This is a genomic window from Streptomyces sp. NPDC006458 (assembly GCF_040612135.1).
Classification (GTDB): Bacteria; Actinomycetota; Actinomycetes; order Streptomycetales; family Streptomycetaceae; genus Streptomyces.
In genome coordinates this window covers 313,473-340,307 of record NZ_JBEXPR010000002.1, presented here as the reverse complement: position 1 = coordinate 340,307, position 26,835 = coordinate 313,473, and the positions used below count along the sequence as shown (strand labels likewise).

The following is a 26,835-nucleotide window of genomic DNA, read 5'->3' as shown; positions in this document are numbered from 1 at the left end:
TGCATCGACGCACCCTCACACGACCGGAACCCCGCTTGTTTCCCGCCATTTACGGCACCGAAACACCGTCTCCGATGTGACTTACGCGACGATGAACGGGCCCAGCCTGACCTTCCCGGTCTTGGAGGCGTAGCCTTTATTCCCGCTGTCCATCACCTTGTGAAGCGGAAGAGGGCGGTTGCCGCCGTGTCGCCACAGTCCCCCAGTAACTCATCGAGCATCTCGACCGACGCCGACCAAGCGGGGAAGAATCCCGCTGCCGCGTTCGGTCCCAACGAGTGGCTCGTCGACGAGATCTATCAGCAGTACCTCCAGGACCCGAATTCGGTAGACCGAGCCTGGTGGGACTTCTTCGCCGACTACAAGCCGGGGGCCCCCGCGTCCCAGGCTGCGGCGGGTACCGCGGCCGCGGCGCCCGCCCCGGCGCCCGCCACGCCGGCCGCGCCCGCCACGCCGGCCGCGCCCGCGGCTCCGGCGGCGCCCGCGCAGGCCGCTCAGCCGGCCGCCGCCGCCCCGGCGCCCACCGCGGCCCCGGCCCCGGCGCCGAAGCCGGCCGCCGCGGCGAAGCCCGCCGCGGCTCCGGCCGCGAAGCCGGCGGCCGCCAAGGCCGCCCCGGCGACCGAGGCCCCGGCCGGTCCGGAGTTCGTGACGCTGCGCGGCCCCGCCGGCGCCGTCGCGAAGAACATGGACGCCTCGCTGGAGATGCCGACCGCGACCTCGGTCCGCGCCGTCCCGGTGAAGCTGCTGTTCGACAACCGCATCGTCATCAACAACCACCTCAAGCGGGCCCGCGGCGGGAAGATCTCCTTCACGCACATCATCGGGTACGCGATGGTGCAGGCGATCAAGGCGATGCCGTCGATGAACTGGTCCTACCAGGTCAAGGACGGCAAGCCGACCCTGGTCAAGCCGGAGCACGTCAACCTCGGCCTCGCCATCGACCTGGTCAAGCCCAACGGCGACCGCCAGCTGGTCGTCGCGGCGATCAAGAAGGCCGAGACGCTGAACTTCTTCGAGTTCTGGCAGGCCTACGAGGACATCGTCCGTCGCGCCCGCGACAACAAGCTGACGATGGACGACTTCACCGGTGTCACGGTCTCCCTGACCAACCCCGGCGGCCTCGGCACCGTCCACTCGGTCCCGCGTCTGATGCCGAGCCAGTCCGTGATCATGGGCGTCGGCTCGATGGACTACCCGGCGGAGTTCCAGGGCACCTCCCAGGACACCCTGAACAAGCTCGGCGTCTCCAAGGTCATGACGCTCACGTCGACCTACGACCACCGGGTGATCCAGGGCGCCGCCTCCGGCGAGTTCCTGCGCCAGGTGGCCAACCTGCTGCTGGGCGAGAACGGCTTCTACGACGACGTCTTCGAGGCGCTGCGCATCCCCTACGAGCCGGTCCGCTGGCTCAAGGACATCGACGCCAGCCACGACGACGACGTCACCAAGGCCGCCCGGGTCTTCGAGCTGATCCACTCCTACCGGGTCCGCGGCCACGTCATGGCCGACACCGACCCGCTGGAGTACCGCCAGCGCAAGCACCCCGACCTGGACATCACCGAGCACGGCCTCACCCTGTGGGACCTGGAGCGCGAGTTCGCCGTCGGCGGCTTCTCCGGCAAGTCCCTGATGAAGCTGCGCGACATCCTCGGTGTCCTGCGCGACTCGTACTGCCGCACCATCGGCATCGAGTTCATGCACATCCAGGACCCCAAGCAGCGCAAGTGGATCCAGGACCGTGTGGAGCGCCCGCACGCACGCGTGGAGCGCGAGGAGCAGCTGCGCATCCTGCGCCGGCTGAACGCGGCGGAAGCCTTCGAGACCTTCCTGCAGACGAAGTACGTCGGCCAGAAGCGCTTCTCCCTGGAGGGCGGCGAGTCCGTCATCCCGCTGCTCGACGCGGTGATCGACTCCGCGGCCGAGTCGCGCCTGGACGAGGTCGTCATCGGCATGGCCCACCGCGGCCGCCTGAACGTGCTCGCCAACATCGTCGGCAAGTCGTACGCCCAGATCTTCCGCGAGTTCGAGGGCAACCTGGACCCGAAGTCGATGCACGGCTCCGGCGACGTGAAGTACCACCTGGGCGCCGAGGGCACCTTCACGGGCCTGGACGGCGAGCAGATCACGGTCTCGCTGGCCGCCAACCCCTCCCACCTGGAGGCGGTGGACCCGGTCCTGGAGGGCATCGCGCGTGCCAAGCAGGACATCATCAACAAGGGCGGCACGGACTTCACGGTCCTGCCCGTGGCGATCCACGGCGACGCGGCCTTCGCGGGCCAGGGCGTGGTGGCCGAGACCCTGAACATGTCGCAGCTGCGCGGCTACCGCACCGGCGGCACGGTCCACATCGTCATCAACAACCAGGTCGGCTTCACGGCGGCGCCGGAGTCCTCGCGCTCCTCGATGTACGCCACGGACGTGGCGCGCATGATCGAGGCCCCGATCTTCCACGTCAACGGCGACGACCCCGAGGCGGTCGTCCGCGTTGCCCGTCTGGCCTTCGAGTTCCGCCAGGCGTTCAACAAGGACGTCGTGATCGACCTCATCTGCTACCGCCGCCGCGGTCACAACGAGTCGGACAACCCGGCCTTCACCCAGCCGCTGATGTACGACCTGATCGACAAGAAGCGCTCGGTGCGCAAGCTCTACACCGAGTCCCTGATCGGTCGCGGCGACATCACCCTGGAAGAGGCCGAGCAGGCGCTGCAGGACTACCAGGGACAGCTGGAGAAGGTCTTCACCGAGGTCCGTGAGGCCACCTCGCAGCCGGTCTCCGGTGAGGTCCAGGCCCCGCAGGACGGCTTCCCCGTCGCGGTCCCGACCGCGATCTCCTCCGAGGTCGTCAAGCGGATCGCCGAGTCCCAGGTGACCGTGCCCGACCACATCACCGTCCACCCGCGTCTGCTGCCCCAGCTGCAGCGCCGGGCGGCCATGGTCGAGGACGGCACGATCGACTGGGGCATGGGCGAGACCCTCGCCTTCGGCTCCCTGCTCCTGGAGGGCGTGCCGGTCCGCCTGGCGGGCCAGGACTCCCAGCGCGGCACCTTCGGCCAGCGCCACGCGGTCATCATCGACCGCAGCACGGGCGAGGAGTACACGCCGCTGCAGTACCTCTCCGAGGACCAGGCGCGCCTGAACGTCTACAACTCCCTGCTGTCCGAGTACGCGGCCATGGGCTTCGAGTACGGCTACTCGCTGGCCCGCCCGGACGCGCTCGTGCTGTGGGAGGCGCAGTTCGGTGACTTCGTCAACGGCGCGCAGACGGTCGTGGACGAGTTCATCTCCTCGGCGGAGCAGAAGTGGAGCCAGACCTCCGGCGTCACCCTGCTCCTCCCGCACGGCTACGAGGGCCAGGGCCCGGACCACTCGTCCGCCCGCCCGGAGCGCTTCCTCCAGCTGTGCGCGCAGAACAACATGACGGTCGCCATGCCGACCTCGCCGTCGAACTACTTCCACCTCCTGCGGTGGCAGGTGCACAACCCGCACCACAAGCCGCTGGTCGTCTTCACCCCGAAGTCGATGCTGCGCCTGAAGGCCGCGGCCTCGAAGGCGGAGGAGTTCACCACGGGCCAGTTCCGCCCGGTCATCGGCGACGCGTCGGTCGACCCGGCGGCCGTCCGCAAGGTCGTCTTCTGCGCGGGCAAGGTCTACTACGACCTGGAGGCCGAGCGGCAGAAGCGGGGCGTCACGGACACGGCGATCATCCGCATCGAGCGCCTCTACCCGCTGCCGGGTGCCGAGCTCCAGGCGGAGATCAAGAAGTACCCGAACGCCGAGAAGTACCTGTGGGCCCAGGAGGAGCCGGCGAACCAGGGTGCCTGGCCGTTCATCGCCCTGAACCTCATCGACCACCTGGACCTGGCGGTCGGCGCGGACGTGCCGCACGGCGAGCGCCTGCGTCGCATCTCCCGCCCGCACGGCTCGTCCCCGGCGGTCGGCTCGGCCAAGCGCCACCAGGCCGAGCAGGAGCAGCTGGTGCGTGAGGTGTTCGAGGCGTAAGCCCCGACACCGGCGAACAGGGGCCCGGCCCCGAGTCCTCAGGACTCGGGGCCGGGCCCTTTTCCGTGCCGAGGCGGTCGTACGGAGGCGGGGGACGGACCGCGGCCCCGCCCGCTTAACCTGGAAGGCGTACGACCCGTGGCCCGAGGCCGCCCAGTCCCAGGAGAGCATCCGTGTACTTCACCGACCGAGGCATCGAAGAACTCGAGAAGCGGCGCGGCGAGGAAGAGGTCACCTTCGAGTGGCTCGCCGAGCAGCTGCGGACGTTCGTCGACCTGAACCCGGACTTCGAGGTGCCGGTGGAGCGGCTGGCGACGTGGCTGGCGCGGCTGGACGACGAGGACGACGAGTAGGGCCGTGGGGCACGAGGGGCGCTTCCGGGCGCCCCTCTCGGCTTGTGCGGGGCGGCAGGTCAGTCCATCGGGAGGCGGCAGGTTCGGGCGAACCCCAGGGTGCCGTGCGCCAGCAGGAGCGCGCCCGCCGCGACCCAGCCGCCGCTGCGACGCCGTAGGCCCCACAGCGTCACGGGGACTCCGGCCGCGAGGTGGGCGAGGGCGACGGTGCGGGCGACGGGTCCGCCGGTCCAGGGGAGGTAGGGGCCCAGGGGACCGCGCTCGACGGTGTCCAGTTCCGCGCGGACGGCCTCGCGCCAGCCGGCCCAGTCGATCTGGCGGACGTCCGGCTGGGTCCGGGCCGCCGCGCGCAGCCGCTCGGCCGGTTCGCCCGGGGCGAGACGTGCGGGCAGGGCGACGCCCGCGCGGGTGAGGACGGCGATGAGGCCGCCGAGCCGCGCGGGTGCGTCGGCCTCGGAGTCCGGTTCGGTGAGCCGGTCGAGCGCCTCCATGTCCAGCACGGGGTCGAGGCCCAGCCGCGCGGCGAAGGTGCGCATGGCCTCGTCCTCGCCCACGGGTGTGCCGTCGGCCAGCCAGACGTAGCCGACGCTGCGGCGGAACCCGGAGGCGAGGGTGCAGCCGCCGCGCTCGGCGTCCCACCACAGGGCGACCACGGGCCAGGGCGCGCCGACGGCGAGCGCGGTGGCCCAGCCGGTGAGCACGCGGTCGACACTCTCGCCGCCTTCCAGCCAGGGCTTTCCCTCGGGTACGAGGACGCTCCAGCCGTTTCCGGCCGGGGCGAGCAGCAGGGGTTCGCGCAGCAGTTGCGCGGCGAGCGCGACGGAGTCGGGATCCGCCCGGCAGAGCAGCAGCGCGCCGGGGGCAGGGGCTCGGACACCGAAGCGGGACTCATCCGTCGACATGCTCACACGCTAGGACAGTTCACCGCCTCTCAGAGCGACCGATCACCTCAAAGTGTGTCTTGACTTTGCGAGCCCGCGATATATCGTGAATTACGTAAGACGCGATATGGCGTGTCGTACGGAACAGGCCGGCCCGCGGGGGCGGCCGACCGGTCGAGGAGGTCTGCACCATGTCCGAGTGGTCCGTCGCCGAGCCGAAGAAGCTCACCTTCGACGCGCCCGTGCGCGAGCTACAGGTACGCATCGTCAACGGCACGGTCAACGTGGTGGGTTCCGACGAGGACTCCGCCAGGCTGGAAGTGACCGACGTGGAGGGTCCGCCCCTGCTGGTGACACACCAGGACGGCACCTTGACGGTGGCCTACGAGGACCTGCCCTGGAAGGGCTTCCTGAAGTGGCTCGACGTCAAGGGCTGGCGCCGCAGCGCGGTGGTCTCCCTGGCGGTCCCGGCCGGCATCCGTGTCGAGGTCGGCGTGGTGGGCGCCGCCGCCGTGATCTCCGGTGTCGACGGCCGCGCCGAGATCAGGGGCGTCACCGGTGACACCACCCTGGTGGGCCTCGCGGGCCCGGTCCGCGCGGACACCGTCTCCGGAAGCGTGGAGGCCCAGGCCCTCACCGGCGACCTGCGCTTCAACTCCGTCTCCGGCGACCTGACCGTCGTCGAGGCGGGCTCCTCGGTCAAGGCCGACTCGGTGAGCGGTTCCATGGTGGTGGACCTGGACGCCACGAGCCGCCCCACCGACATCAACCTGACCAGCGTCTCCGGCAAGATCGCCATCCGGCTGCCGCACCCGGCGGACGCGGAGGTGGAGGCCAACACCGCCAGCGGCTCCGTCTCCAACGCCTTCGAGGACCTCCATGTCAGGGGCCAGTGGGGCGCCAAGCGGATCACGGGCCGCCTCGGCGCGGGCAACGGCCGTCTGAAGGCCACGACGGTCTCCGGCTCGATCGCCCTGCTGCGCCGCCCGCCGACGGAGGACGGACCGTGGGACACGGAACCGACGGACGCACCGGGCACCGCGCGGGACAATACGGGAGCCGGCCGGGCCGAGGACCCCGCCCCGCCCTCCGACCAGGCCGACGGCCCGACCGACAAGAAGGTGCTCTGACATGCCCCCCGTCTTCGCCCACGGCCGCCTGCGCCTGTACCTGCTGAACCTGCTGGACGAGGCCCCACGCCACGGCTACGAGGTCATCCGCCTCCTGGAGGAGCGCTTCCAGGGGCTGTACGCCCCCTCGGCGGGCACCGTCTACCCGCGCCTGGCCAAGCTGGAGAGCGAGGGCCTGGTCACCCACACCACCGAGGGCGGCCGCAAGGTGTACGCCATCACCGACGCGGGCCGCGCCGAACTCGCCGACCGCAGCGGTGAACTGGCCGACCTGGAGCTGGAGATCCGCGAGTCCGTCGCCGAACTGGCCGCCGAGATCCGGGCCGACGTGCGCGGCGCGGCGGGCGACCTGCGCCGCGAGATGCTGGCCGCGGCGAGCGAGACCCGGCGGGACACCTCCGAGGAGCAGCCCTCCGAGCAGGAGGCCTGGCGCATCGCCAAGGAGGAGATGCGCCGGGTCAAGCAGGAGTGGAAGGAGCAGGCCCGGCGCGCCAAGGACGAGAGCCGCCGCGCCCGCGACGAGGCCCAGCGCGCCCGCCGCCAGGCCAAGGAGGCCCAGGACCAGGCCCGCGCGCAGGCCCAGGAGGACGTGCAGCGCATCGCCCGCCGGGTCCAGGAGCAGGTGCAGGACCACTTCGCCCGCGGCGACTGGCCCACCGGTGTCCGCGAGGGCCTGGCCGAACTGGCCAGGGAATTCGGCGAGTTCGGCCGGGACTTCCCCTTCGCCCGCAACGGCAACCACCGGCCCGCTCCCCAGCCGGAGTACTCCGACACCCCCGAGGACTTCCCGGCCACCCATGAGCCCTCCTGGGCCCACGAGCCGCCCACCGGCGACCCGGCCCGCGACCTCGACCGCCTCCTCGACCGTTTCCGCGACGACATCCGCGACGCGGCCCGCGACCACGGCGTCACCGCGGACCAGCTCCGCGACACCCGTCGCCATCTCTCCACGGCGGCGGCCCACATCGGCGCCCTGCTGAGAACGCCGAAGAGCTGAGCGACCACCGGGCCGGCGCCCCTCAACCGGCCTGGGCGGCCCCGCCGTAGAGCACCCGTTCCACGGCCTCGTAGGTCACGCCGTGATCGGCGAGCACCTCGGCGGGCACACCGGGCCGGGCGACGAGGGCGAGCAGCAGATGCTCGTCCCCGATACTCCGGTCCCGATGGGCGAGGGCGATGCGCAGCGTCTGGGTGAGCAGTTCCCTGGCCCCCTTCCCGAAGGGCCGCCGTCCCGACCACCGCCCCCGCCCGTCACCCAACGCGCCTTCCCCGTGCGTCTCCTCGACCCGCGACACGACCGCCGCGAGATCGATCCCGAGCCCGGACAGCGCTTCTTCCTCCGCCCGGGAGAGCCCACCCCGCCGCCGCACGGCATCGAGCTCCCGCGCGACGTCGGCCCGCCGCTCCCCCGACAGTCCGAGTGCGCCCAACGCGAAGGACCCCCGACTTCCCTCCCGATCCAGCAGCGCGAGCAGCACATGCTCCTCCTCGACGCGCCCGGCCCCCACCCGCTCGGCATGCCCGACGGCTCCCTCCACCACCGCCCGTGCATCCTTCGTGAACCGCTCGAACATCATCGCCTCCCGTACTTCTTGTGCACGGCCTGCTTGCTGACGCCGAGTTCCGCGGCGATCTCCTGCCATGACCAGCCCTGGTTCCGCGCACTGCGCACCTGCACCGCCTCCAGCTGCTCCAGCAGCTTCCGCAGCGCGGCGACGGCCCGCAGTCCGACCCGGGGGTCGCGATCACCCGCACGCTCGGCGAGATCCGTTGCTTCACCCATACCGTCAACATAAGTTGACAGGCGCAGGGTGTCAACCAAAGTTGACGCAACGCCAAAAGCAAAGGGCGGGCCGGCACAAACGCCGAACCCGCCCAGAACCCGAACCAACCCGGAAGGCTCAGGAGTTGGTCAGCACGACCTTCCCGAACAGCTCACCGGACGCCATCTTCTCGAACCCCTCCCGGGCCCGGTCCATCGGCAGCTCCTCGTCGATCACGGGGCGCACACCCGTGGCCGCGCAGAAGGCCAGCAGATCCTCCAGTTCGTCCTTGGTGCCCATCGTCGAGCCGACGACCTTCAGCTCCAGGAAGAAGATCCGCGTCAGCTCCGCGTGCGAGGGCCGGTCACCGCTCGTCGCCCCGGAGATGACGATCGTGCCGCCGGGGCGCAGCGACTTCACCGAGTGCGACCAGGTCGCCGCGCCGACCGTCTCGATCACGGCGTCCACCCGCTGCGGCAGCCGCGCGCCCGACTCCACGGCCTCCACGGCTCCGAGCTCCAGCGCCCGCTTCCGCTTCGCCTCGTCCCGGCTGGTCGCGAACACGCGCAGCCCCGCGGCCTTGCCGAGCACGATCGCGGCCGTGGCGACTCCGCCGCCGGCGCCCTGCACCAGCACGGCGTCACCGGGGCGCACGCCCGCGTTGGTGAAGAGCATCCGGTACGCGGTCAGCCAGGCGGTCGGCAGACAGGCAGCCTCCGCGAAGGACAGCTCCTTCGGCTTCGGCAGCACGTTCCACACCGGCACGGCCACCTGCTCCGCGAAGGTGCCCTGGTACTTCTCGGTGAGGATCGAACGGGGCTCCTTGGGACCGACCCCGTACCCGGTCTGCCCGATCACCGAGTGCAGCACGACCTCGTTGCCGTCGGCGTCCACGCCGGCGGCGTCGCACCCGAGGATCATCGGCAGCTTGTCCTCCGCGAGGCCGACGCCTCGCAGGGACCAGAGGTCGTGGTGGTTCAGCGAAGCGGCCTTGACATCGATGGTCGCCCATCCGGGCCGTGCCTCCGGGGCCGGGCGCTCCCCCAAGACAAGTCCGTTCAGCGGCTCGTCGCGATCGATTCTGGCGGCATAGACAGCGAACATGTCGCCGACGATAGGTTCCCGACGCCCTGGTTGGAACGCCACGGCCCTGTGACACACACCCTCTTGCCACAGCCGGCCCCTCGGCGAAGGCACGTTTACAGGCCGGACGAAAGCCGAGCCGACACGCAACTCAACGCGACAAGGCACCGCCGCGCCCACCCGTCCCGCCCCAAGCGGCACGCATGCCCGCGGCTGAGCGCTGAGCGCGGCCCGCAGCGACGACAACGGGCGTCGGAAAGCCGCAGACGGCGCGCGCGGCCCCGCCCCGGAGCGCCCGGAGGCCGCGTAGGACGGAGAGGGGAAGTGGCGGCAGACGCCGGGAAGCCCCGCACGACGCGGCGGCCCGGCGCAGCGAGAAGCCGCACACGGCGGAGAAGGGAACGCAGCGGGGGGCGCCGGGAAGCCGCAGACGGCGCGGGCAGCCACGACCCGGAGCGCCCGGAGGCCGCGTACGGCGAAGAGGAACCCAGCGGGAGGCGCATCGGAAAGCCGCACACGGCGAGAACGAACCGAACGGGGCGGCCCATCGGAAAGCCGCACACGGCGAAGAGGAACCGAGCGGGAGGCGCATCGGAAAGCCGCACACGGCGAGAAGGAACCGAGCGAGCGAGGGGGAACGCGTCGGGAAGGCGCGTACGGCGGGGAGGGGACGGGGCGGGGGGTGTCCGCCCGCAGCGGACGGCGGTGACCGCCCTCAACCCCCGTAGGAGACCAGATCGGCGGACCGAGGACGGACACCCCCCGCCGCGGCCCCGCACCACCCACAAGCGGCCCGCGCCACCCCAACCCCCACCGAACAGGAACAGGCCGCCGCAGGCACCCCGGCACCCCCGGGACCCCCGGCACCCCCGGCGCCCACAACCACCCGACCAGCCGAACACGAAGGCAAAAAAATGGCCCCGTCCAGAAGACGGGGCCATTCGGCTGAACAAATAGCGTGTCAGCGCGACGTCAGCGACGCGCCACACCCTCCGCGCGAGCCGCAGCCGCGACCGCGGCCGTGACCGCCGGAGCGACGCGCTCGTCGAAGGGCGACGGGATCACATAGTCCGCGGACAGATCGTCGCCGACCACCGACGCCAGCGCCTCGGCCGCCGCGAGCTTCATGCCCTCGGTGATCCGGGTCGCCCGCACCTGCAGCGCACCCGCGAAGATCCCCGGGAACGCCAGCACGTTGTTGATCTGGTTCGGGAAGTCCGACCGCCCCGTGGCGACGACAGCCGCGTACTTGTGGGCGACATCGGGATGCACCTCGGGGTTCGGGTTCGCCATGGCGAAGACGAAGGCCCCCTCGGCCATGGAGGCCACGGCCTCCTCCGGCACCGTGCCGCCGGAGACACCGATGAACACGTCGGCCCCCGCCAGCGCCTCCTCCAGCGACCCCGACAGCCCGGCCTTGTTCGTGAACCCGGCCAGCTCCCGCTTGACGTCCGTGAGGTCGCCCCGGTCGGCGGACACGACGCCCTTGCGGTCGGCGACCGCGACATCCCCGATGCCCGCTTCGATGAGCATCTTGGCGATGGCGACACCGGCCGCCCCCGCACCCGAGATGACGGCGCGCAGCTCACCGAGCGCCCGCCCGCTCAGCCGCGCGGCGTTCCGCAGCGCGGCCAGCGTGACGACGGCCGTGCCGTGCTGGTCGTCGTGGAAGATCGGGATGTCCAGCGCCTCCTGGAGCCGCCGCTCGATCTCGAAGCACCGCGGCGCCGAGATGTCCTCGAGGTTGACACCGCCGAAGGAGGGAGCGAGCCGCACCACGGTCTCGACGATCTCGTCGACGTCGGTGCAGGCCAGGGCGATGGGAACCGCGTCCACACCACCGAACTGCTTGAAGAGGATCGCCTTGCCCTCCATGACCGGGAGGGAGGCCTCGGGCCCGATGTCACCGAGTCCGAGCACGGCCGTGCCGTCGGTCACGACGGCGACGACGGACGACTTCCATGTGTAGTCGTTGACGAGTTCCGGCTGCTCGGCGATCGCGGTGCACACCTTCGCGACGCCGGGCGTGTAAGCCAGGGACAGGTCGTCCTTGTCGCGGACCGGCACGGTGGCTTGCACTGCCATCTTGCCGCCGCGGTGCAGCGCGAACGCCGGATCGAGGTCGAAGGAGTCGAGGGGCTCGCCCCCGCCCTCCTGACCCGTTGTGGCGCCACTGTCGCTGCGAGGATTGACGATCTCCGCTGCCACTTGTTTTTACCCCTTAAATATTCAAGGTTGAGGGTTTGACCACTCCCGGTGAGGGGTGGGCGGGCACCGCGTACGCCCCTTGCTTGAGTGATGCATCGGGCATGTACACGACGGGCGCGCCGCACACGCGCCCTGGGCCCCGGATGAGGGGTGTAAAGAACCTTCTTACCGGACGGACGCCATGGAGGACGAGTCCATAACGCGAAGGTCACATGCCAGTGCCATGACTCATGCGCGAATATGGGGACAAGACAAACCCTGGACAAACCCCGGACAAACCCTCGCCAACCGCTCAACCCGCCACAGGGCCTGGAGTCACCGATCCGGACTCCGACACGAACCGGAGATCTTCCGGCCGGAATGAAGGATTCCCGGAGAAGATCCGGCCGTGATGTACCGGAGTGGACCGGTTCGAGGCTCTCCCGTTATCCGATTTTGACATTGCCGTCCCACTGAATGGCTCAGTCCGAATGGCAAGATGCGGTAATCACACGAGGTCGCGACACCTGAAGGTGTGTGTTCTCGTCGACCCATCGGCAACTCCACCCATCCGCCGGAGGAACCCACCATGACCGCAAGCACCACCCGTCGTACGACCGCCACGCGCACCCGGCTGGCAGCGGTCGGCTCGATCGCGGTCGCAGGCGCTCTGCTTCTCACCGGCTGCGGTGACCAGACCAAGAACAACGACTCCGAGTCCACCGAATCCGCCTCCAAGAGCACGGCCCCGCTGGCGGACGAACTGCCCCAGGCGATCCGTGACAAGGGTGTCATCAAGGTCGGCTCGGACATCGCGTACGCCCCTGTCGAGTTCAAGGACGAGGCCGGCAAGACGGTCGGTATCGACCCCGACCTCGCCGCCGCCATGGGCAAGCAGCTCGGCGTGACGTTCGAGTTCGAGAACGGCACGTTCGACACGCTGCTCGGCGGCCTGCGCTCGAACCGGTACGACATCGCCATGTCGGCCATGACGGACACCAAGGACCGCCAGGAGGGCATCGACTCCGAGACCGGCAAGAAGGTCGGCCAGGGTGTCGACTTCGTCGACTACCTCACCGCCGGTGTCTCGATCTACACCAAGAAGGGCGACGACCAGGGCATCAAGAGCTGGTCGGACCTGTGCGGCAAGAAGCTCGTCGTGCAGCGCGGCACCGTCTCGGAGGACCTGGCCAAGGCCGAGGCCGCCAAGTGCCCGGCCGGCCAGAAGCTCACCATCGAGGCCTTCGACAACGACCAGCAGGCCCAGACCCGCCTGCGCTCGGGCGGCGCGGACGCCGGCTCCTCCGACTTCCCGGTGGCGGCGTACGCGGTGAAGACCTCCGGCGGCGGCAACGACTTCCAGCTGGTCGGCGAGCAGGTCGAGGCCGCTCCGTACGGCATCGCCGTGGCCAAGGACGACACCGAGCTGCGCGACGCCCTGGTGACCGCGATGAACGCGATCATCAAGAACGGCGAGTACCAGAAGATCCTCGACAAGTGGGGCGCCGCCGACGGTGCCACCACGGAAGCCGCCGTCAACGGCGGCAAGTGACCGCTCGCTCCGCGGCCACTGAAAGGCAACACCCGTGACTGACATCGACAAGTCGGACGGCCCGGCGGTCACCCCGCCGGCCGGTCCGGAGGCCATCAAGGCCGTTCCGGTTCGGCACTACGGCCGGTACATCTCCGCGGTGCTCGCTCTCGCGATCTTCGGCGCGCTCATCTACGCCTTCGCCAACGGCGACATCAACTGGGGCGCGGTCCCGGACTACTTCTTCAACGAGCGCATCCTCAAGGGCGTCCGCGAGACGATCTGGCTGACGTTCCTCTCGATGGTCATCGGCATCGCCGGCGGCCTCATGCTGGCCGTCATGCGGCTGTCCAAGAACCCGGTGACCTCGTCGATCGCGTGGTTCTACATCTGGTTCTTCCGCGGCACCCCGGTCCTGGTCCAGCTGTTCGTCTGGTTCAACCTGGGCTTCGTCTTCGAGTACGTCAACCTCGGCCCGTTCTACAAGGACGAGTGGTCGGACTTCATGACCCCGTTCCTGACGGCGCTGCTGGGCCTCGGTCTGAACGAGGCCGCGTACATGGCGGAGATCTGCCGTGCCGGTCTGCTCGCGGTCGACGAGGGCCAGACCGAGGCGGCGCAGGCGCTGGGCATGAGCCACGGCAAGACGCTGCGCCGGATCGTCATCCCGCAGGCGATGCGCGTGATCGTGCCGCCGACGGGCAACGAGGTCATCAACATGTTGAAGACCACGTCGCTGGTCGCGGCGGTCCAGTACTACGAGCTGCTGAGGTACGCACAGGACATCGGCACGACGTCCGGTGCCACGGTCGAGATGCTGTTCCTGGCGGCGGCCTGGTACCTGATCCTGACGTCCGTGCTGAGCGTCGGCCAGTTCTATGTCGAGCGCTACTACGCCCGCGGTTCGAGCCACCAGCTGCCGCCCACCCCGTGGCAGAAGGTCCGTGCGCATCTGACGTCCTTCTCCAGCCGAAAGGGGGCCGCGGCATGACCGACAAGCTCAGCAAGACGGAGGCGGTCGCGAAGGACTCCTCCCTCCTCATGGTCAAGGCCGAGGGCGTCCACAAGTCGTTCGGCCCGCTCGAAGTCCTCAAGGGCATCGACCTGGAGGTCAAGCAGGGTGAGGTCTTCTGCCTCATCGGCCCCTCCGGCTCCGGCAAGTCGACCTTCCTGCGGTGCATCAACCACCTGGAGAAGATCAACGCCGGCCGGCTGTACGTCGACGGCGAGCTGGTCGGCTACCGCCAGAAGGGCGACAAGCTGTACGAGCTCAAGGACAGCGAGGTCGCGCTGAAGCGCCGGGACATCGGCATGGTGTTCCAGCGGTTCAACCTGTTCCCGCACATGACGGCGCTCGAGAACGTCATGGAGGCTCCGGTCCAGGTCAAGCACACGAGCAGGGCGGAGGCCCGGGAGGGGGCCCGGCAGCTGCTGGAGCGCGTGGGGCTGGCCGACAAGGCCGGGAGCTACCCCTCGCAGCTCTCCGGTGGCCAGCAGCAGCGCGTGGCGATCGCCCGTGCGCTCGCCATGGACCCGAAGCTGATGCTGTTCGACGAGCCGACCTCGGCCCTGGACCCGGAGCTGGTCGGTGACGTCCTCGACGTCATGCGCGATCTGGCCGAGTCCGGCATGACGATGATCGTCGTCACCCACGAGATGGGCTTCGCCCGCCAGGTGGGCGACAGCCTGGTCTTCATGGACGGCGGCGTGGTCGTCGAGGCCGGCGACCCGCGCGAGGTCCTGACGAACCCGCAGCACGAGCGCACCCAGGCGTTCCTGTCCAAGGTTCTCTGACCGGACACCACATGAGCAGGGGCGGTACGGATCTCCGTACCGCCCCTGCTCATGTCCGCTCAACCGCGTCGGGCCCGGCCCCGCGCCCGGCTCACTTGAGGGCGAGCAGGAGCGTGTCCGAGGGCGAGCACCACACGGGCCGCACCTCGGTGAAGCCCTTCTCGCGCAGGACGCGTGCGTGCCAGGCGGCGGAGGGTGTGTCGCCGTCGGCGTGCTCGCCGTAGATCTCGAAGCGGCGGGCGGTGGGTCCGGCGAGGACCGGGTCCTTCGCGGCGAGCTGCCACCACTCGGCCCAGTCGAGGGCGCCGTCGGTCCTGGCCTGATCCATGCGGGTGTGGCGCAGGGCGCGCTCGGCGGCGTTGATCCGGGGGGTGGTGTCGTCGATCATGTGGTCCGCGTTCATGAGGACACCGCCGTCGCGGACGAGGTCGGCGAGCCGGCCGTAGAGGGCCGCCAGGGGCTCGCTGTGGAGCCAGTGCAGGGCGGTGGCCGTCAGGATCGCGTCGTAGGAGTCGTAGGGCAGTTCCGACATCCAGTCGGGGTCTTTGAGGTCGGCGGCGACGAAGGTGACCCGGTCGTCGCCGGCGAAGGTGCCCTCGGCGATGGCCAGCAGGGCCGGGTCGAGGTCGACGCCGGTGCTGGTGGCGCCGGGGAGGCGGGCGAGGAGGCGGGCGGTGATGCTGCCGGTGCCGCAGGCGAGGTCGAGGACGCGCGGGGTGGAACCGACGAGTGCCTCGACCATGTCGAGCATGATGCGGAAGCGTTCCTCGCGGTCGGGCATGTACCACTCCTGCTGCCGGTCCCAGCTCTGCTGCCAGGCCTGCCAGTCGGTGCCCGTCTCGGTGGTGCCCGTGTCCGTCATGGGTGCCCTCCGTCCACTCCTGCACGTAATACCCTGGAAGCACGATCAGCTGTTACCCGACCGCACGCCACGACGATAGAACGCCCCCGTAAGGACTACAAGTGGAATTGGCCTATTACTCGGATTATGCCGTACGCCTCGTCAACAGCGAGGAGCCGGCCCGGGGCACGGACACGCTGACCTCGGTCGAGGCCGTCCGTGAGCTGTTCGGCGGCAACCAGACCGCGGCCCGGCGCGCCACCGAGGCGGACGTGACCCGGTTCCGCTCGGTCCGGGCCCGGCTGCGCGCGGTGTTCGAGGCCGCCGACCAGGGCGACGAGACGCTCGGGGTGGATCTGCTGAACTCGCTGCTGCTGGAGTTCCCGGTCAGTCCCCAGATCTCCGGCCACGACCTGCGCGACGACGACGGCCGCCCGCAGTGGCATCTGCACCTGGCCGATCACCCGTCGAACGCGACCGCGGGCTACGCCGCCATCGCCGCGATGGGCCTGGCCTTCCACCTCACCGAGTACGGCGTCGACCGGCTGGGCCTGTGCGAGGCGGCCCCGTGCCGCAACGCCTACCTGGACACCTCCACCAACCGCTCCCGGCGCTACTGCTCCGACCGCTGCGCCACGCGGGCCAACGTGGCCGCCTACCGCGCCCGCAAGCGCCAGGAGGCCGGCCGCACCGACAGCACGGGCCGCGCCGCGGACAGCGCCCAGCCCAGCACGGAGAGCACCCCGCGCTGAGCGGGATCGCGCGGCCGGTAGCGCAACCGGACCCGGCCGAGCACCAGGTCCTCGGGGACGACGCCGTAGTCGGTGCTGTCCCCGCCCGCGCGGGCGTTGTCGCCGAGCACCCACCAGCCGCTCTCGCGGCGCTCCACGGCACGTTTGACGACCAGCAGGTCCTGCTGGAACGGATGGCGCAGCACGACCACGTCACCGGGCCTGACCCGGGCGCCGTAGTGCACCACGAGCCGGTCGCCGTGGTACAGCGTGGGCACCATCGACGGCCCGGTCACCTCGGCCACTCCCAAGGGCAGCGCTCCCCTGCGCTCGGTCTCCTGCGACAGCTCCGGCATCACCCGGCACCTCCCCGGTTTCTTCCTCCACCAGTCTCGGTCCGACCCTGGACTTTTGTCCTAAGCCCTAGGGGGCACTCGCGAAAACCGGTCTCCCAGGGAGTAATGTCCCACCTGAGAAGACGATCACGAGGAAGGACTGCTCCATGCTTTCCCGCCTGTTTGCCCCCACGGTCAAGGTCAGCGCGCACTGCGACCTGCCCTGCGGTGTGTACGACCCGGCCCAGGCCCGCATCGAGGCGGAGTCGGTGAGGGCCGTACAGGAGAAGATGGCCGCCAACGACGACCCGCACTTCCAGGCGCGTGCCACGGTCATCAAGGAGCAGCGCGCCGAGCTCGCCAAGCACCACGTCTCGGTGCTCTGGAGCGACTACTTCAAGCCCCCGCACTTCGAGAAGCACCCGGAGCTGCACCAGCTGGTCAACGAGACCCTGAAGGCCCTCTCGGCCGCCAAGGCGTCCACGGACCCGAAGACCGGTGAGAAGGCTCTGGAGCTCATCGAGAGGATCGATGTGATCTTCAAGGAGACGAAGAAGGCCTGACGAGGGGCACCCCCTCATGACCGGCGGTCGGTGCACCACCGCGGGTCGTCGGCTGTGTGAGAAGGGCTCGACCGGCACAACCGGCCGGGCCCTTCTCGGCAGGGTCCGGGGCCGCCGGGACCGTGCCATCCTGAAGGCGTGAACAGGGACGACCTGGTCCGGCTGCGCAAGGCGCGGGACCGTATGGACCGGGAGTACGCCGAGCCGCTGGACGTCACCGCCCTCGCGGCGACCGCGCTGATGTCGCCCGGCCACTTCCAGCGCAGCTTCCGCGAGGCGTACGGCGAGACGCCCTACGGCTATCTGATGACCCGGCGCGTCGAGCGGGCCAAGGCGCTGCTGCGGCGCGGCGATCTGAGCGTGACCGAGGTGTGCATGGCGGTGGGCTGCACCTCGCTGGGCTCCTTCAGCGCCCGCTTCACCCAGCTCGTCGGCGAGACCCCGAGCGCCTACCGGGCGCGCTCGCACGAGTACAGCGCGGTGATCGCGCCCTGCTTCGCCCGCAAGTACGCCCGCCCGCGCCGTGCGTGAGCGCGCGGCCGGGCCTAGCGTGAGGGCATGGACCTCAAACTCAGGCAGTGTTTCCTCGCCGTCGACGACCACGACAAGGCGCTGATCTTCTACCGGGACGTCCTCGGCCTGGAGGTCAGGAACGACGTCGAGTACGAGGGCATGCGCTGGCTGACGATGAGCTCGCCGGCCCAGCCGGACGTGGAGATCGTCCTGGAGCCGCCGGCCGCGGATCCGGACGCCTCCGCCGCCGACAAGGAGGCGATGGCCAATCTGCTGGCCAAGGGCCTGCTGCGGGGCGTGAACTTCACCACCGCCGACTGCGACGCGCTGTTCGAGCGGGTGCGCGAGGCGGGCGCGGACGTGATCCAGGAGCCCATGGACATGCCGTACGGCGTGCGCGACTGCGCCTTCCGCGACCCGGCCGGGAACATGCTGCGCTTCATGCAGCGGCCCGCGGAGTGAACTCCCCCGCGGACACGGGACTTCGCGCCTACGATCGCGCGCATGAGCATCCGCTGGACGTACGCCTTCGCCGACCGGCCCGCCGACCGCTTCGAGCAGGCGTGTGCCTTCTGGACGGCCGTGACGGACACGCGTCTGTCCGAATTCCGGGGTGAGTCCAAGGAGTTCACCACGCTGCTGCCGGACGGCGCCGACCCCTGCGCGAAGGTCCAGGGGGTTCGGTCCGGGGAGGGCGGCGCGCACCCGGACTTCGCCGTGACGGACGTCGCCGCGTTCGTCGAGGAGGCGGTGCGGCTCGGCGCGGACTCGGCGGCCGAGCACGAGGGCTGGGCCGTACTGCGCTCCCCCGCCGGGCAGTTGTTCTGCGTGGTGCCCTGGAACGGGGAGTCGGTGCGGCCGCCCGTGGCGCACGGCAGCCGCCTGGACCAGCTCTGCCTGGATGTCCCGCCCTCGGCCTTCGACGCCGAAGTCGCCTTCTGGACAGCGCTGTTGGCCGACTGGGAGTCCACGCCCGGCTCGCTGCCCGAGTTCCGCCTGCTCAGGCCGCCGCACGGGCTGCCGCTGCGGCTGCTGCTCCAGCGTCTGGGCGAGGAGCGGCCCGCCGGCGCCCATCTCGACCTCGCCTGCGCGGACATCGACGCGACCCGCGCCCGGCACGAGCGGCTGGGCGCCTCGTTCGTGACCGAGGGCCGCCACTGGACGGTGATGCGCGACCCGGCCGGCGGTCTGTACTGCCTGACCGCCCGGGACCCGCGGACCGGACGGCTGACCGAGAGCTAGTGCCCCGACAGGCAACGTTCGCCCCGTCGCGACGCCCGGCACGCCCTCTCGCCGCACCGGGCACAGACCCAAGTACATCCAGTACGAGGGCCTGCACCCGGCACACCGAGAGCACGCGCCGGACGCCGCTCCTTGACGGGCAAACGCTGCCTGCCGGGGCACTAGGGCATGACGGCGTAGGCGCACGCGACGTTCGTCGGGTGCTCCGGGGTCGAGCATTCGGTGTACTCGCCGCGGTCGAGCCGCGGCATCGGCGCCGGCTCGTCGTACTCCTCCCAGCGGCTCGCGGGGGCCGAGCGGAGTCCTGGAGCGCCAGGGTGAGCCCGCCGCCGGCCACTACGGCGACCGCCCAGGCGATCACGGCCCACCGCCATAACCGGCGCCGGTTCACGACCACGGCTCCACGTCGACCACGGCGTCCACCGGGATCGGCCCGTACACGTGCGGAAACTCGTCTCCTCCGGGCTCCGGCGCCTCGTACTTCAGCGGCGCCCCGAGCCGTGCCGGGTCGATCACCAGGACGACCAGTTCGTCGGGGCCCTCGTAGGAGCCGTAGAGGAAGGCGGCCACCTTCGGGAGCTGCTCGTGGGTCGAGCAGTGGATGAAGCCCTCCTCCTCCAGGGTGCGGCCGCGGGTGGACATCTCGTAGGCGCCGCGCTCGCGGGCCGCGTCCCACAGGGAACGCTCGGTGAGGTGCAGGATGAACGGCTGTTCGGGCATCGCCCCAAGCTACTCGCTCAGCCGTGCCGCCCGCTGTCGCAGGTAGCGCTGCTCGGGCAGGCTCAGGGTCTTCTCGGCCGCGCTGGTGTATGCGTCCCGGGCGGCGGCGCGCTCGCCGGCGCGTTCCAGGAGGTGGGCGCGGACGGCGTCCGGCCGGTGGCCCAGCTCGCCTTCCAGGGCGTCCAGTTCGGCGAGGCCCGCGCGCGGGCCGTGCACCATGGCGACGGCCACCGCCCGGTTGAGGCGTTCGACGGGGCCGGGGACCAGGCCGACGAGGACGTCGTAGAGGCCGAGGATCTCGCCCCAGTCGGTCGCCTCGGGTGCCGGGGCCTCGTCGTGCACGGCGGCGATGGCGGCGCGCAGCGCGTAGGGCCCGGCCGGGCCGTGGGTGAGGGCGCGGGTGACCAGGGCGACGCCCTCCTCGATCGCGGCCTTGTCCCAGCGGTCGCGGTCCTGCTCGTCGAGCGGGATCAGCTCCCCGTACGGCCCGCTGCGGGCCTCGCGGCGGGCGTCGGTGAGCAGCATCAGGGCCAGCAGTCCGGACGCCTCGCCGTCGTCGGGCAGCAGCCGGTGCATGGCGCGGGCCAGCCGGACGGCCTCGCCCGCGAGGTCGCGGCGCTGCAGGCTGCTGCCGGAGGTGGCCGTATAGCCCTCGTTGAAGATCAGGTAGAGGGTGTGCAGCACGGCCGGGAGGCGGTCCTGCCAGTGGTCGGGGCGGCCGAAGCGCACCCCGCGCACCTTCTTCTTGGCCCGGCTGATCCGCTGCGCCATGGTCGCCTCGGGGACGAGGTAGGCGCGGGCGATCTCGGCCGTGGTCAGGCCGCCGACCGCGCGCAGGGTGAGCGCGATCCGGGCCGGGGGCGGCAGGTCGGGGTGGCAGCACAGGAAGAGCAGGGTGAGGGTGTCGTCCTCCCGGGGCGCGCGGTCCTCGCGGGCGGCTCCGTCCTCGGCGGGCAGTTCGTCGCGCGGGGTGAGCTCGGCGACCCGCCGCTCACGTTCGCGCCTGGCCTCCTCGCTGCGCAGGGCGTCGGTGAGGCGCCGGGAGGCGACCCGGATCAGCCAGCCGCGCGGGTTGTCGGGCACCCCGCTGCCGGGCCACTGCCGGGCCGCCGCGAGCAGCGCCTCCTGTACGGCGTCCTCGGCGGCGTCGAAGTGGCCGTAGCGGCGGACCAGCGCGCCGAGGACCTGCGGCGCGTTGCCGCGCAGCAGGTCCTCGATGTCGTACGGCAGGCGCATGGGCGGGTCAGCAGATGTCCCCGGCGCCTTCCTGGATGGGCCGGATCACCACCGGGTAGACGGGGGCGCCGGCGGGCTGGGGGCAGCGGGTGACGCGGTCGGCGATCTCGGTGACCCGCTCCAGGCTGGCGCAGTCCAGCACCCAGTAGCCGGCCAGCAGTTCCTTGGTCTCGCCGTACGGCCCGTCGGTGATGATCGCCTTGCCGTCCTCGCCCAGCGTGACGTGCCGGGCGCGGGCGGGCTCGGTGAGACCCTGTGCGTCGACCAGTTCGCCGGACTCGGCGAGGTCGTCGTTGATGGCTCCCATGTACTCGAACATGGCCTTGATGTCGGCCTCTGTCCAGGCCGGGGAGTGCTCGTTCGCGTTGCCCGTCATCGCCTTGTAGTCCGCCTGCGTGCCGAGCACCATGACCAGGTACTTCATCGTCCGCTCCTTCGGCCGGGCCGCCCTCGGCGGGCGGCTTTCACGGGTACGTCGGAGCCGACCCGGGATTCTCGACAAGGCGGTCCGGGACTTTTCTCCCGGCTCACGACTGCTCCGCGACGGAGGCGTCCGGCGGCTCGTGCCGCTCCCGCTCGTGCGGACGCTCCTGGTCGGTGTCCTTCTCGGGGAAGGACGGGCACTCCGGGTTCCGGCACGGGCCGGCCTCCCACTTCGGCACCCAGGCGCCCAGCGTCTTGTAGCGCCGGACGACCGTTCCGACGGGCTGTCCGCAGTCGGGACAGACGGGTTCTGCTCTGTCCATGCCTTCAGGGTAGGCCGGGCCGGGCGTCAGCGCTTCCTGCTGTACGTCCGCACGAGGATGCCGTTGTCGAACGTGCGCACCGAGTCGAGGGCGAAGTGCGTGAGGGAGAGGCCCTCGGCGAACATCGGCATGCCGCTGCCGTAGACCATCGGGTACGTCTTGACGACCAGCTCGTCGATCTCGTCGAGCAGTTCGCCGGCGACCGCGGAGCCGCCGCACAGGTAGATGTCGAACCGGCTGTCCTCGGCCTTGAGTTCGCGCACCCTGGCGACGAGATCCCCGGAGATGATCTCGACATGGGGGTCCGGGGACTGCGTCATGCTGCGCGAGGCGACGTACTCGCGCAGATGGGCGTAGGGGCTGGTGATGCCCTCCCGCAGGCCGACCTCGTAGCTGCCGCGCCCCTGGATGACGGTGTCGAACCGCTGGAGGGGCCGGTCGTCGATGCCGAGGGCCTTGCGGCCCTGGGCGGACAGGGTGTCGGGGCACTCCGTCGCGAGGTACCCCAGGAACTCCTCGTCGAGGTAGGCGAACATCGCCGTCGCGTCGCCGGACGGGTCTCCGATGAAGCCGTCGACGGAGCAGGCAACGAAGTACGTGAGCTTGCGCAAGCTGATCTCTTTTCGTTGGGCGTCGCGTTTACTTCCTCAGTTGTAGTACTTCAGTTGGAGTGGTTCAAGGGCTGCAAGGGTCCCCGAGGAAAGTGGGTGAGGAAATTCCGCTTGGCGGTGTCCGGGGCCCTGCCCCGAGCCGCGTACCGCCCGGCCCGCGATCAGGCCCTGGGTTCGCGCCACATCGGCCACATCAGCGGCCCTTCCGGCAGGCGCAGCGGGCTGCCCGTGACCTCGAAGCCGAGCCGCTCGTACAGGGCGCGGCTGCGGGCGTTGCTGGCCTCCAGATACGCGTGCCGACCCTCGCGGTCGCAGCGGTCCAGGACGCGTCCGACGAGGGCGGTGCCGAGGCCGCGGCCCTGGTGGGCGGGGTCGACGCCGATCATCCACAGGTATTCGTGCGGACGGTCGCAGGGGTGGATGTCCGCGGTCAGCCGGCCGATGAGCTCGACGCGCTCGTTGGCCGGGTCGACGGCCTGCCGCAGCCGCGCGAACCCGTCCTCACCGCCCTCCTCCTCGTCATGGGCCCCGGCCGGCACGGACAGCCACAGCGCGCAGGCCGAGCCGTCCTCGGTGACGTCGACGCGCCCGTCGCCCAGCACGATGTCCGTGAAGGCGCCCATCAGCCGGTGGTGCGTCGTGCGGCGGTACTCCTCGCCCGGGAACACCCAGCCGCTGACCGGGTCGTCCTGGAAGGCCGCGTCCAGCAGCCTCACGACCCCGTCCCGGTCGCCCCGTGTCGCCGTCCGTATCGCCACACCCATGGCCCGATCCTCTCAACCGACCTTGATCGCAAGGAGGTTGAGCCTAGCGGGACGCCGACCGGCGGGACCGGACCGGCTCGGCCGGGCAGGACACCGCCGGTCGGCGGACCGGGCTCACGCGGACGTACGGGGCACTTCGCGGGCCGGCTTCGAGCCGCAGGGCGTACGAGGCACTCCCCCGGCCGCCCGCACGTCGAGCGGCGTACGGTTGCGACCCCGGCCGCCTCAGCTCGTACGGCGGGTGACGAACTCGGCCAGGGAGAGCAGCCCCTCGGCGGTCTCCGGGTCGGGAATCGCGCGGGCCAGCTCGGACATCGCCCGGAACATCCGGTCGGCGGCCTGCGCCTGGGCCCAGTCGCGGCCCCCGGCCCGCTCCACGGCCAGGGCCGTGCGCTCCAGGTCCCCCTGGTCGTAGGGGACTTCGTACAGCGAGGCCAGTTCCGTCGCGGCCGCCGTGCCGGAGGTCAGCGCGGCGACGACGGGCAGCGACTTCTTGCGCGCGGCGAGATCCGCCCCGGCCGGCTTGCCGGTGCGCCCCGGGTCGCCCCAGATGCCGATGACGTCGTCGATGAGCTGGAAGGCGAGCCCGGCCTCTCGGCCGAAGGCGTCGAGTGCCTCGACGTCCTCCCGCGCGGCACCCGCGTACAGCGCGCCGACCGCGCACGCGCAGCCCAGCAGCGCTCCCGTCTTGGCCTCGGCCATGGCGAGCACCTCGGCCAGGCCGACGTCCGCGGGCGCGCACCGCTCCAAGGCGGTGTCGACCCGCTGGCCCTCGCACAGCTCGACGACACAGGCCGCGAGCCGGGCGGAGGCCGGCGCGGACGCCGGGTGCGGGTCCTCCGCGAGGAGCCGCAGGGCCAGCGCCTGCATGGCGTCCCCGGCGAGGATCGCGTCGGCGTCGCCGAACACGGTCCACGCGGTGGGCCGGTGCCGGCGCGTGGTGTCGCGGTCCATCACGTCGTCGTGCAGGAGCGTGAAGTTGTGGACCAGCTCCACGGCCGCCGCCGCCCGCACGGCGGCCGCCCGCGCCGTGGGCCCGCCGAGCGCGGCAGCCGCGGTGAGGACCAGCGCCGGGCGAATCGCCTTGCCGGAGTTCCCGGCGGCCGGGCTGCCGTCGGCGTGCTCCCAGCCGAAGTGGTAGAGCGCGACCCGGCGCATCCCGCCGGGCAGCGAGTCCAGCGCGGCGCGCAGGGCGGGGCCGACCGCCTCCCGAGCGCCCTCCAGGATCGCCATGGCCTCCTGGCTGTCGGGCGGAGCCGAGGGCACGGCGGGGTCCTGCGGACCACCCCCGTCGCTCTGCGTCTGCGCCTGGTTCGCGACGGGTCCTCGCTTCTCCCCGCCGCGCCGCGGCCCGCCGAGGCGCGGCGGGGACTCCGTCATGAACTCGGCCACGCGCGCCCCCTGCCGGGCCCCGGGTGGGCCCGCCCCGAGGGGCGGGCGCACAGCGCGGGTGGGGTCACCGCCAGCGGCCGATCTCGACGTTCTCCAGCACGCCGAGGGCGTCCGGGACGAGGACCGCGGCCGAGTAGTAGGCCGTCACGAGGTACTTGATGATCGCCTGTTCGTTGATGCCCATGAACCGCACGGACAGGCTCGGCTCGATCTCGTCCGGGATGCCGGACTGGCGCAGGCCGATCACGCCCTGGTCCTGTTCGCCGGTACGCATGGCGATGATCGAGGTGGTGCGGGCCGCGGTGACCGGGATCTTGTTGCACGGGTAGATCGGCACACCGCGCCAGGTCGGGATGCGGTTGCCGCCGACGTCGATGGTCTCCGGCACCAGACCGCGCCTGTTGAGCTCACGGCCGAACGCGGCGATCGCGCGCGGGTGGGCGAGGAACAGCTTGGTCCCGCGCCGCCTGCTGAGCAGCTCGTCCATGTCGTCCGGGCCGGGCACGCCGTCGTGCGGCTGGATCCGCTGGTCGTACTCGCAGTTGGTCAGCAGCCCGAAGTCGGGGTTGTTGACCAGCTCGTGCTCCTGGCGCTCCTTGAGCGCCTCGACCGTGAGCCGCAGCTGCTGCTCGGTCTGGTTCATCGGCTGGTTGTACAGGTCGGCCACGCGCGAGTGGATGCGCAGCACGGTCTGGGCGATGCTCAGCTCGTACTCGCGCGGACGGGCCTCGTAGTCGACGAAGGTGTGCGGGATGTCCGGCTCGCCGGAGTGGCCGGCGGCGAGGTCGACGGCCTTCTCGCCGTACTTGTTGGTCGACTGCTCCGGGATCGCCTGCTGCTCCTGGAAGTGCTCGCGCAGGGTCTCCGCGCGCTCGGCGACCTGCTCGACGTCCTGGCGGGCCAGGATCAGCACGGTGCAGGAGGTGACCGCGCGGACGGTGTGCTCCCAGATGGCGTCGCCGTGCAGCAGGGCGGCATCGCCGAAGTAGGCGCCGTCGGCGAGGACGCCGAGCACCGCGTCGTCGCCGTAGGGGCCCTCGCCGATCTTCTCGGCGCGGCCGTGCGCCAGGAGGTAGACCTCGTCCGTCGGACTGCCGAACGAGGCGATCACCTCACCGGCCGCGTACTCCCGCTGACGGCATCGCGAGGCCAGTTCCCCGAGGACCTCCAGGTCCTCGTAGGTCCGCAGAGCCGGCAGCTCGCCCAGCTCCGTCGGGATGACCTCGACCCGGTCGCCGGTCTTCACAAAGGTGACACGCCCGTCTCCGATGGCATAGGTGAGCCGCCGGTTGACCCGGTACGTGCCGCCCTGGACGTCCACCCACGGCAGACTGCGCAGCAGCCAGCGTGAGCTGATCTCCTGCATCTGCGGGACGGACTTGGTGGTGGTGGCCAGGTTCCGCGCGGCCGCGGTGCCGAGACTCTGCTGCGGCTCGTCCTGCTCCGTGCGGACCTCTTCGCCTACCGACATAAAGAACTGCCCTTCAGGTAATACCCCGACAGCGTTGCGCGGTGGGGCACCGGTCTCCGCGAGAAGCCTTCCATCACTCAGTGTGTCCGTGCTATTACACGAAAGAGCGGGAATTAACCGCCGCGCTTCTGGGCACACTTGGTCTCCGCTCACGCCCCGGTGCCGACGCGCGCCCCGCCCGAGCGGAGCCCAACTGTCCGAATCCATGCGCCCGCTGGGCGGCTCTCCGGTTCGGGCGGCACGCGGACGGCAATACGCCGGAGTGGACGGCGGCCGCGCACGGCCGCATCACGGCATCGGCGTGAAAGGAGCGGTCATGGCCCCACCCATGTCCGCGGACAGACTGCTGGACGCGCTGCGCGACGAGGGCCTCGCGGTCGTCGAGGTCGGCGACTGGAGGCACCACAACCGCAACCACAAGGGCCCCTGGGGGCCGGTCCACGGCGTGATGATCCACCACACGGTGACCCGCGGCGCCGAACGGACCGTCGAACTGTGCCGGGACGGCTATCCGGGTCTGCCCGGCCCGCTGTGCCACGGCGTCATCACCAAGGACGGCCGGGTCCACCTCGTCGGCCACGGCCGCGCCAACCACGCCGGCGCCGGGGACGACGACGTCCTGCGCGCGGTGATCGCCGAGCGGGCGCTGCCACCGGACAACGAGGCCAACACGGACGGCAACCGGCACTTCTACGGCTTCGAGTGCGAGAACCTCGGCGACGGCGAGGATCCCTGGCCCGAGGCCCAGCTGTCCGCCGTGGAGCGGGCCGCCGCCGCGATCTGCCGCCACCACGGCTGGACCGAGCGCTCGGTGATCGGGCACCTGGAGTGGCAGCCCGGCAAGATCGACCCCCGCGGCTTCACCATGGACCGGATGCGACAGCGCATCCGCGAACGCCTCACCTAGTGCCCCGACAGGCAACGTTCGCCCCGTCGCGACGCCCGGCAC

28 protein-coding genes are annotated in these 26,835 nt (G+C 71.1%); 13 read left to right on the top strand and 15 right to left on the bottom strand.

What is annotated here, in order from left to right; translation table 11 throughout:
• The first annotated feature begins 186 nt into the window (after positions 1 to 186).
• On the top strand, positions 187 to 3,999 hold the full coding sequence (locus tag ABZZ79_RS04810) for a multifunctional oxoglutarate decarboxylase/oxoglutarate dehydrogenase thiamine pyrophosphate-binding subunit/dihydrolipoyllysine-residue succinyltransferase subunit (protein ID WP_356686476.1): 3,813 nt from the start codon (positions 187 to 189) through the stop codon (positions 3,997 to 3,999).
• A 173-nt stretch (positions 4,000 to 4,172) separates the two neighbouring features.
• Positions 4,173 to 4,352, top strand: coding sequence for a DUF6104 family protein (locus ABZZ79_RS04805; RefSeq protein ID WP_003992906.1), 180 nt, complete (start codon positions 4,173 to 4,175; stop codon positions 4,350 to 4,352).
• A 59-nt stretch (positions 4,353 to 4,411) separates the two neighbouring features.
• On the opposite strand, the gene ABZZ79_RS04800 is transcribed toward ABZZ79_RS04805, so the two are convergent.
• Positions 4,412 to 5,254, bottom strand: a complete 843-nt coding sequence (locus ABZZ79_RS04800) for a hypothetical protein (protein ID WP_356686474.1) — start codon at positions 5,252 to 5,254, stop codon at positions 4,412 to 4,414.
• A 170-nt stretch (positions 5,255 to 5,424) separates the two neighbouring features.
• On the opposite strand from ABZZ79_RS04800, the gene ABZZ79_RS04795 reads away from it, so the two are divergent.
• Positions 5,425 to 6,363 carry a DUF4097 family beta strand repeat-containing protein gene (locus tag ABZZ79_RS04795; protein ID WP_356686472.1) on the top strand — a complete coding sequence of 313 codons (939 nt, stop codon included), beginning with the start codon at positions 5,425 to 5,427 and terminating at the stop codon, positions 6,361 to 6,363.
• A 1-nt stretch (position 6,364) separates the two neighbouring features.
• Positions 6,365 to 7,360: a helix-turn-helix transcriptional regulator gene (locus ABZZ79_RS04790; RefSeq protein ID WP_356686470.1), complete on the top strand. Its 996-nt coding sequence runs from the start codon at positions 6,365 to 6,367 to the stop codon at positions 7,358 to 7,360.
• Positions 7,361 to 7,382: 22 nt separating this feature from the next.
• Here ABZZ79_RS04790 and ABZZ79_RS04785 read toward each other — a convergent pair whose 3' ends face one another.
• From ABZZ79_RS04785 to ABZZ79_RS04770, 4 genes are all read right to left on the bottom strand, one after another.
• On the bottom strand, positions 7,383 to 7,937 hold the full coding sequence (locus ABZZ79_RS04785; RefSeq protein WP_356686677.1) for a Clp protease N-terminal domain-containing protein: 555 nt from the start codon (positions 7,935 to 7,937) through the stop codon (positions 7,383 to 7,385).
• Positions 7,937 to 8,146 carry an HTH domain-containing protein gene (locus ABZZ79_RS04780; RefSeq protein WP_356686468.1) on the bottom strand — a complete coding sequence of 70 codons (210 nt, stop codon included), beginning with the start codon at positions 8,144 to 8,146 and terminating at the stop codon, positions 7,937 to 7,939. Before ABZZ79_RS04780 ends, ABZZ79_RS04785 begins: the two co-directional genes overlap by 1 nt.
• Positions 8,147 to 8,264: 118 nt before the next feature.
• The gene (locus ABZZ79_RS04775) at positions 8,265 to 9,230 is read right to left on the bottom strand and encodes a zinc-binding dehydrogenase (protein ID WP_356686466.1); all 966 of its coding nucleotides are present in this window, start codon (positions 9,228 to 9,230) and stop codon (positions 8,265 to 8,267) included.
• Positions 9,231 to 10,181: 951 nt separating this feature from the next.
• On the bottom strand, positions 10,182 to 11,417 hold the full coding sequence (locus tag ABZZ79_RS04770; RefSeq protein ID WP_356686464.1) for an NADP-dependent malic enzyme: 1,236 nt from the start codon (positions 11,415 to 11,417) through the stop codon (positions 10,182 to 10,184).
• Positions 11,418 to 11,985: 568 nt separating this feature from the next.
• Here ABZZ79_RS04770 and ABZZ79_RS04765 point away from each other — a divergent pair.
• Genes ABZZ79_RS04765 through ABZZ79_RS04755 form a run of 3 tightly spaced genes read left to right on the top strand, consistent with a single transcriptional unit; the run spans position 11,986 to position 14,721 of the window.
• Positions 11,986 to 12,948 carry an ABC transporter substrate-binding protein gene (locus tag ABZZ79_RS04765; RefSeq protein WP_356686462.1) on the top strand — a complete coding sequence of 321 codons (963 nt, stop codon included), beginning with the start codon at positions 11,986 to 11,988 and terminating at the stop codon, positions 12,946 to 12,948.
• Positions 12,949 to 12,982: 34 nt separating this feature from the next.
• Entirely contained in the window at positions 12,983 to 13,918 is a 936-nt protein-coding gene (locus ABZZ79_RS04760) for an amino acid ABC transporter permease (RefSeq protein WP_356686460.1), read from the top strand.
• On the top strand, positions 13,915 to 14,721 hold the full coding sequence (locus ABZZ79_RS04755) for an amino acid ABC transporter ATP-binding protein (RefSeq protein WP_356686458.1): 807 nt from the start codon (positions 13,915 to 13,917) through the stop codon (positions 14,719 to 14,721). Before ABZZ79_RS04760 ends, ABZZ79_RS04755 begins: the two co-directional genes overlap by 4 nt.
• Before the next feature lie 91 nt (positions 14,722 to 14,812).
• On the opposite strand, the gene ABZZ79_RS04750 is transcribed toward ABZZ79_RS04755, so the two are convergent.
• Positions 14,813 to 15,583, bottom strand: a complete 771-nt coding sequence (locus ABZZ79_RS04750) for a class I SAM-dependent methyltransferase (RefSeq protein WP_356686456.1) — start codon at positions 15,581 to 15,583, stop codon at positions 14,813 to 14,815.
• 101 nt (positions 15,584 to 15,684) lie between these two features.
• Here ABZZ79_RS04750 and ABZZ79_RS04745 point away from each other — a divergent pair, with 101 nt between their 5' ends.
• Positions 15,685 to 16,314 (top strand): CGNR zinc finger domain-containing protein, encoded by a 630-nt coding sequence (locus ABZZ79_RS04745; RefSeq protein WP_356686454.1) that lies wholly within the window; start codon positions 15,685 to 15,687, stop codon positions 16,312 to 16,314.
• On the opposite strand, the gene sodX is transcribed toward ABZZ79_RS04745, so the two are convergent.
• Complete coding sequence (gene sodX, locus ABZZ79_RS04740) at positions 16,218 to 16,649, bottom strand: nickel-type superoxide dismutase maturation protease (RefSeq protein WP_356686452.1); 432 nt, start codon at positions 16,647 to 16,649, stop codon at positions 16,218 to 16,220. The genes ABZZ79_RS04745 and sodX overlap by 97 nt on opposite strands.
• Before the next feature lie 146 nt (positions 16,650 to 16,795).
• Here sodX and sodN point away from each other — a divergent pair, with 146 nt between their 5' ends.
• The 4 genes from sodN to ABZZ79_RS04720 all read left to right on the top strand — a co-directional run bounded on the left by sodN (position 16,796) and on the right by ABZZ79_RS04720 (position 18,946).
• Positions 16,796 to 17,191, top strand: a complete 396-nt coding sequence (gene sodN, locus ABZZ79_RS04735; protein WP_356686450.1) for a superoxide dismutase, Ni — start codon at positions 16,796 to 16,798, stop codon at positions 17,189 to 17,191.
• A 138-nt stretch (positions 17,192 to 17,329) separates the two neighbouring features.
• A complete protein-coding gene (locus ABZZ79_RS04730; RefSeq protein ID WP_356686448.1) occupies positions 17,330 to 17,722 on the top strand; it encodes a helix-turn-helix transcriptional regulator in 393 nt (130 codons plus the stop codon).
• A gap of 27 nt (positions 17,723 to 17,749) precedes the next feature.
• Entirely contained in the window at positions 17,750 to 18,166 is a 417-nt protein-coding gene (locus ABZZ79_RS04725) for a VOC family protein (protein ID WP_356686446.1), read from the top strand.
• 42 nt (positions 18,167 to 18,208) lie between these two features.
• Positions 18,209 to 18,946, top strand: coding sequence for a VOC family protein (locus tag ABZZ79_RS04720; protein WP_356686444.1), 738 nt, complete (start codon positions 18,209 to 18,211; stop codon positions 18,944 to 18,946).
• A 387-nt stretch (positions 18,947 to 19,333) separates the two neighbouring features.
• Here the strand turns inward: ABZZ79_RS04720 and ABZZ79_RS04715 are convergent, their stop codons facing one another.
• The 8 genes from ABZZ79_RS04715 to ABZZ79_RS04680 all read right to left on the bottom strand — a co-directional run bounded on the left by ABZZ79_RS04715 (position 19,334) and on the right by ABZZ79_RS04680 (position 25,886).
• Positions 19,334 to 19,666, bottom strand: coding sequence for a DUF952 domain-containing protein (locus ABZZ79_RS04715; RefSeq protein WP_356686443.1), 333 nt, complete (start codon positions 19,664 to 19,666; stop codon positions 19,334 to 19,336).
• A 9-nt stretch (positions 19,667 to 19,675) separates the two neighbouring features.
• Positions 19,676 to 20,902 carry a sigma-70 family RNA polymerase sigma factor gene (locus ABZZ79_RS04710; protein WP_356686441.1) on the bottom strand — a complete coding sequence of 409 codons (1,227 nt, stop codon included), beginning with the start codon at positions 20,900 to 20,902 and terminating at the stop codon, positions 19,676 to 19,678.
• 7 nt (positions 20,903 to 20,909) lie between these two features.
• Complete coding sequence (locus ABZZ79_RS04705; RefSeq protein WP_356686439.1) at positions 20,910 to 21,326, bottom strand: YciI family protein; 417 nt, start codon at positions 21,324 to 21,326, stop codon at positions 20,910 to 20,912.
• Positions 21,327 to 21,429: 103 nt separating this feature from the next.
• Positions 21,430 to 21,648 (bottom strand): hypothetical protein, encoded by a 219-nt coding sequence (locus tag ABZZ79_RS04700; protein ID WP_356686437.1) that lies wholly within the window; start codon positions 21,646 to 21,648, stop codon positions 21,430 to 21,432.
• Between the two features lie 26 nt (positions 21,649 to 21,674).
• Positions 21,675 to 22,259 (bottom strand): dihydrofolate reductase family protein, encoded by a 585-nt coding sequence (locus tag ABZZ79_RS04695; RefSeq protein WP_356686436.1) that lies wholly within the window; start codon positions 22,257 to 22,259, stop codon positions 21,675 to 21,677.
• 161 nt (positions 22,260 to 22,420) lie between these two features.
• Positions 22,421 to 23,023, bottom strand: a complete 603-nt coding sequence (locus ABZZ79_RS04690) for a GNAT family N-acetyltransferase (protein ID WP_356686434.1) — start codon at positions 23,021 to 23,023, stop codon at positions 22,421 to 22,423.
• A 225-nt stretch (positions 23,024 to 23,248) separates the two neighbouring features.
• Positions 23,249 to 24,256, bottom strand: a complete 1,008-nt coding sequence (locus tag ABZZ79_RS04685) for a family 2 encapsulin nanocompartment cargo protein polyprenyl transferase (RefSeq protein ID WP_356686675.1) — start codon at positions 24,254 to 24,256, stop codon at positions 23,249 to 23,251.
• A gap of 223 nt (positions 24,257 to 24,479) precedes the next feature.
• Entirely contained in the window at positions 24,480 to 25,886 is a 1,407-nt protein-coding gene (locus ABZZ79_RS04680; protein WP_356686432.1) for a family 2B encapsulin nanocompartment shell protein, read from the bottom strand.
• 316 nt (positions 25,887 to 26,202) lie between these two features.
• Between ABZZ79_RS04680 and ABZZ79_RS04675 the strand changes: the two genes are divergently transcribed.
• The gene (locus ABZZ79_RS04675) at positions 26,203 to 26,793 is read left to right on the top strand and encodes an N-acetylmuramoyl-L-alanine amidase (protein WP_356686430.1); all 591 of its coding nucleotides are present in this window, start codon (positions 26,203 to 26,205) and stop codon (positions 26,791 to 26,793) included.
• Positions 26,794 to 26,835 lie beyond the last annotated feature (42 nt).

Bases quoted from the DNA above. Each gene is read 5' to 3' on its own strand.
- ABZZ79_RS04790 (WP_356686470.1), top strand. From the start codon at position 6,365: ATGCCCCCCGTCTTCGCCCACGGCCGCCTGCGCCTGTACCTGCTGAAC.
- ABZZ79_RS04705 (WP_356686439.1), bottom strand. From the start codon at position 21,326: ATGAAGTACCTGGTCATGGTGCTCGGCACGCAGGCGGACTACAAGGCG.
- ABZZ79_RS04710 (WP_356686441.1), bottom strand. From the start codon at position 20,902: ATGCGCCTGCCGTACGACATCGAGGACCTGCTGCGCGGCAACGCGCCG.
- ABZZ79_RS04715 (WP_356686443.1), bottom strand. From the start codon at position 19,666: ATGCCCGAACAGCCGTTCATCCTGCACCTCACCGAGCGTTCCCTGTGG.
- ABZZ79_RS04800 (WP_356686474.1), bottom strand. From the start codon at position 5,254: ATGTCGACGGATGAGTCCCGCTTCGGTGTCCGAGCCCCTGCCCCCGGC.
- ABZZ79_RS04795 (WP_356686472.1), top strand. From the start codon at position 5,425: ATGTCCGAGTGGTCCGTCGCCGAGCCGAAGAAGCTCACCTTCGACGCG.
- ABZZ79_RS04785 (WP_356686677.1), bottom strand. From the start codon at position 7,937: ATGTTCGAGCGGTTCACGAAGGATGCACGGGCGGTGGTGGAGGGAGCC.
- ABZZ79_RS04765 (WP_356686462.1), top strand. From the start codon at position 11,986: ATGACCGCAAGCACCACCCGTCGTACGACCGCCACGCGCACCCGGCTG.
- ABZZ79_RS04685 (WP_356686675.1), bottom strand. From the start codon at position 24,256: ATGGCGATCCTGGAGGGCGCTCGGGAGGCGGTCGGCCCCGCCCTGCGC.
- sodN (WP_356686450.1), top strand. From the start codon at position 16,796: ATGCTTTCCCGCCTGTTTGCCCCCACGGTCAAGGTCAGCGCGCACTGC.
- ABZZ79_RS04680 (WP_356686432.1), bottom strand. From the start codon at position 25,886: ATGTCGGTAGGCGAAGAGGTCCGCACGGAGCAGGACGAGCCGCAGCAG.
- ABZZ79_RS04750 (WP_356686456.1), bottom strand. From the start codon at position 15,583: ATGACGGACACGGGCACCACCGAGACGGGCACCGACTGGCAGGCCTGG.
- ABZZ79_RS04720 (WP_356686444.1), top strand. From the start codon at position 18,209: ATGAGCATCCGCTGGACGTACGCCTTCGCCGACCGGCCCGCCGACCGC.
- ABZZ79_RS04780 (WP_356686468.1), bottom strand. From the start codon at position 8,146: ATGGGTGAAGCAACGGATCTCGCCGAGCGTGCGGGTGATCGCGACCCC.
- ABZZ79_RS04675 (WP_356686430.1), top strand. From the start codon at position 26,203: ATGGCCCCACCCATGTCCGCGGACAGACTGCTGGACGCGCTGCGCGAC.
- ABZZ79_RS04690 (WP_356686434.1), bottom strand. From the start codon at position 23,023: ATGGGTGTGGCGATACGGACGGCGACACGGGGCGACCGGGACGGGGTC.
- ABZZ79_RS04775 (WP_356686466.1), bottom strand. From the start codon at position 9,230: ATGTTCGCTGTCTATGCCGCCAGAATCGATCGCGACGAGCCGCTGAAC.
- sodX (WP_356686452.1), bottom strand. From the start codon at position 16,649: ATGCCGGAGCTGTCGCAGGAGACCGAGCGCAGGGGAGCGCTGCCCTTG.
- ABZZ79_RS04755 (WP_356686458.1), top strand. From the start codon at position 13,915: ATGACCGACAAGCTCAGCAAGACGGAGGCGGTCGCGAAGGACTCCTCC.
- ABZZ79_RS04700 (WP_356686437.1), bottom strand. From the start codon at position 21,648: ATGGACAGAGCAGAACCCGTCTGTCCCGACTGCGGACAGCCCGTCGGA.
- ABZZ79_RS04725 (WP_356686446.1), top strand. From the start codon at position 17,750: ATGGACCTCAAACTCAGGCAGTGTTTCCTCGCCGTCGACGACCACGAC.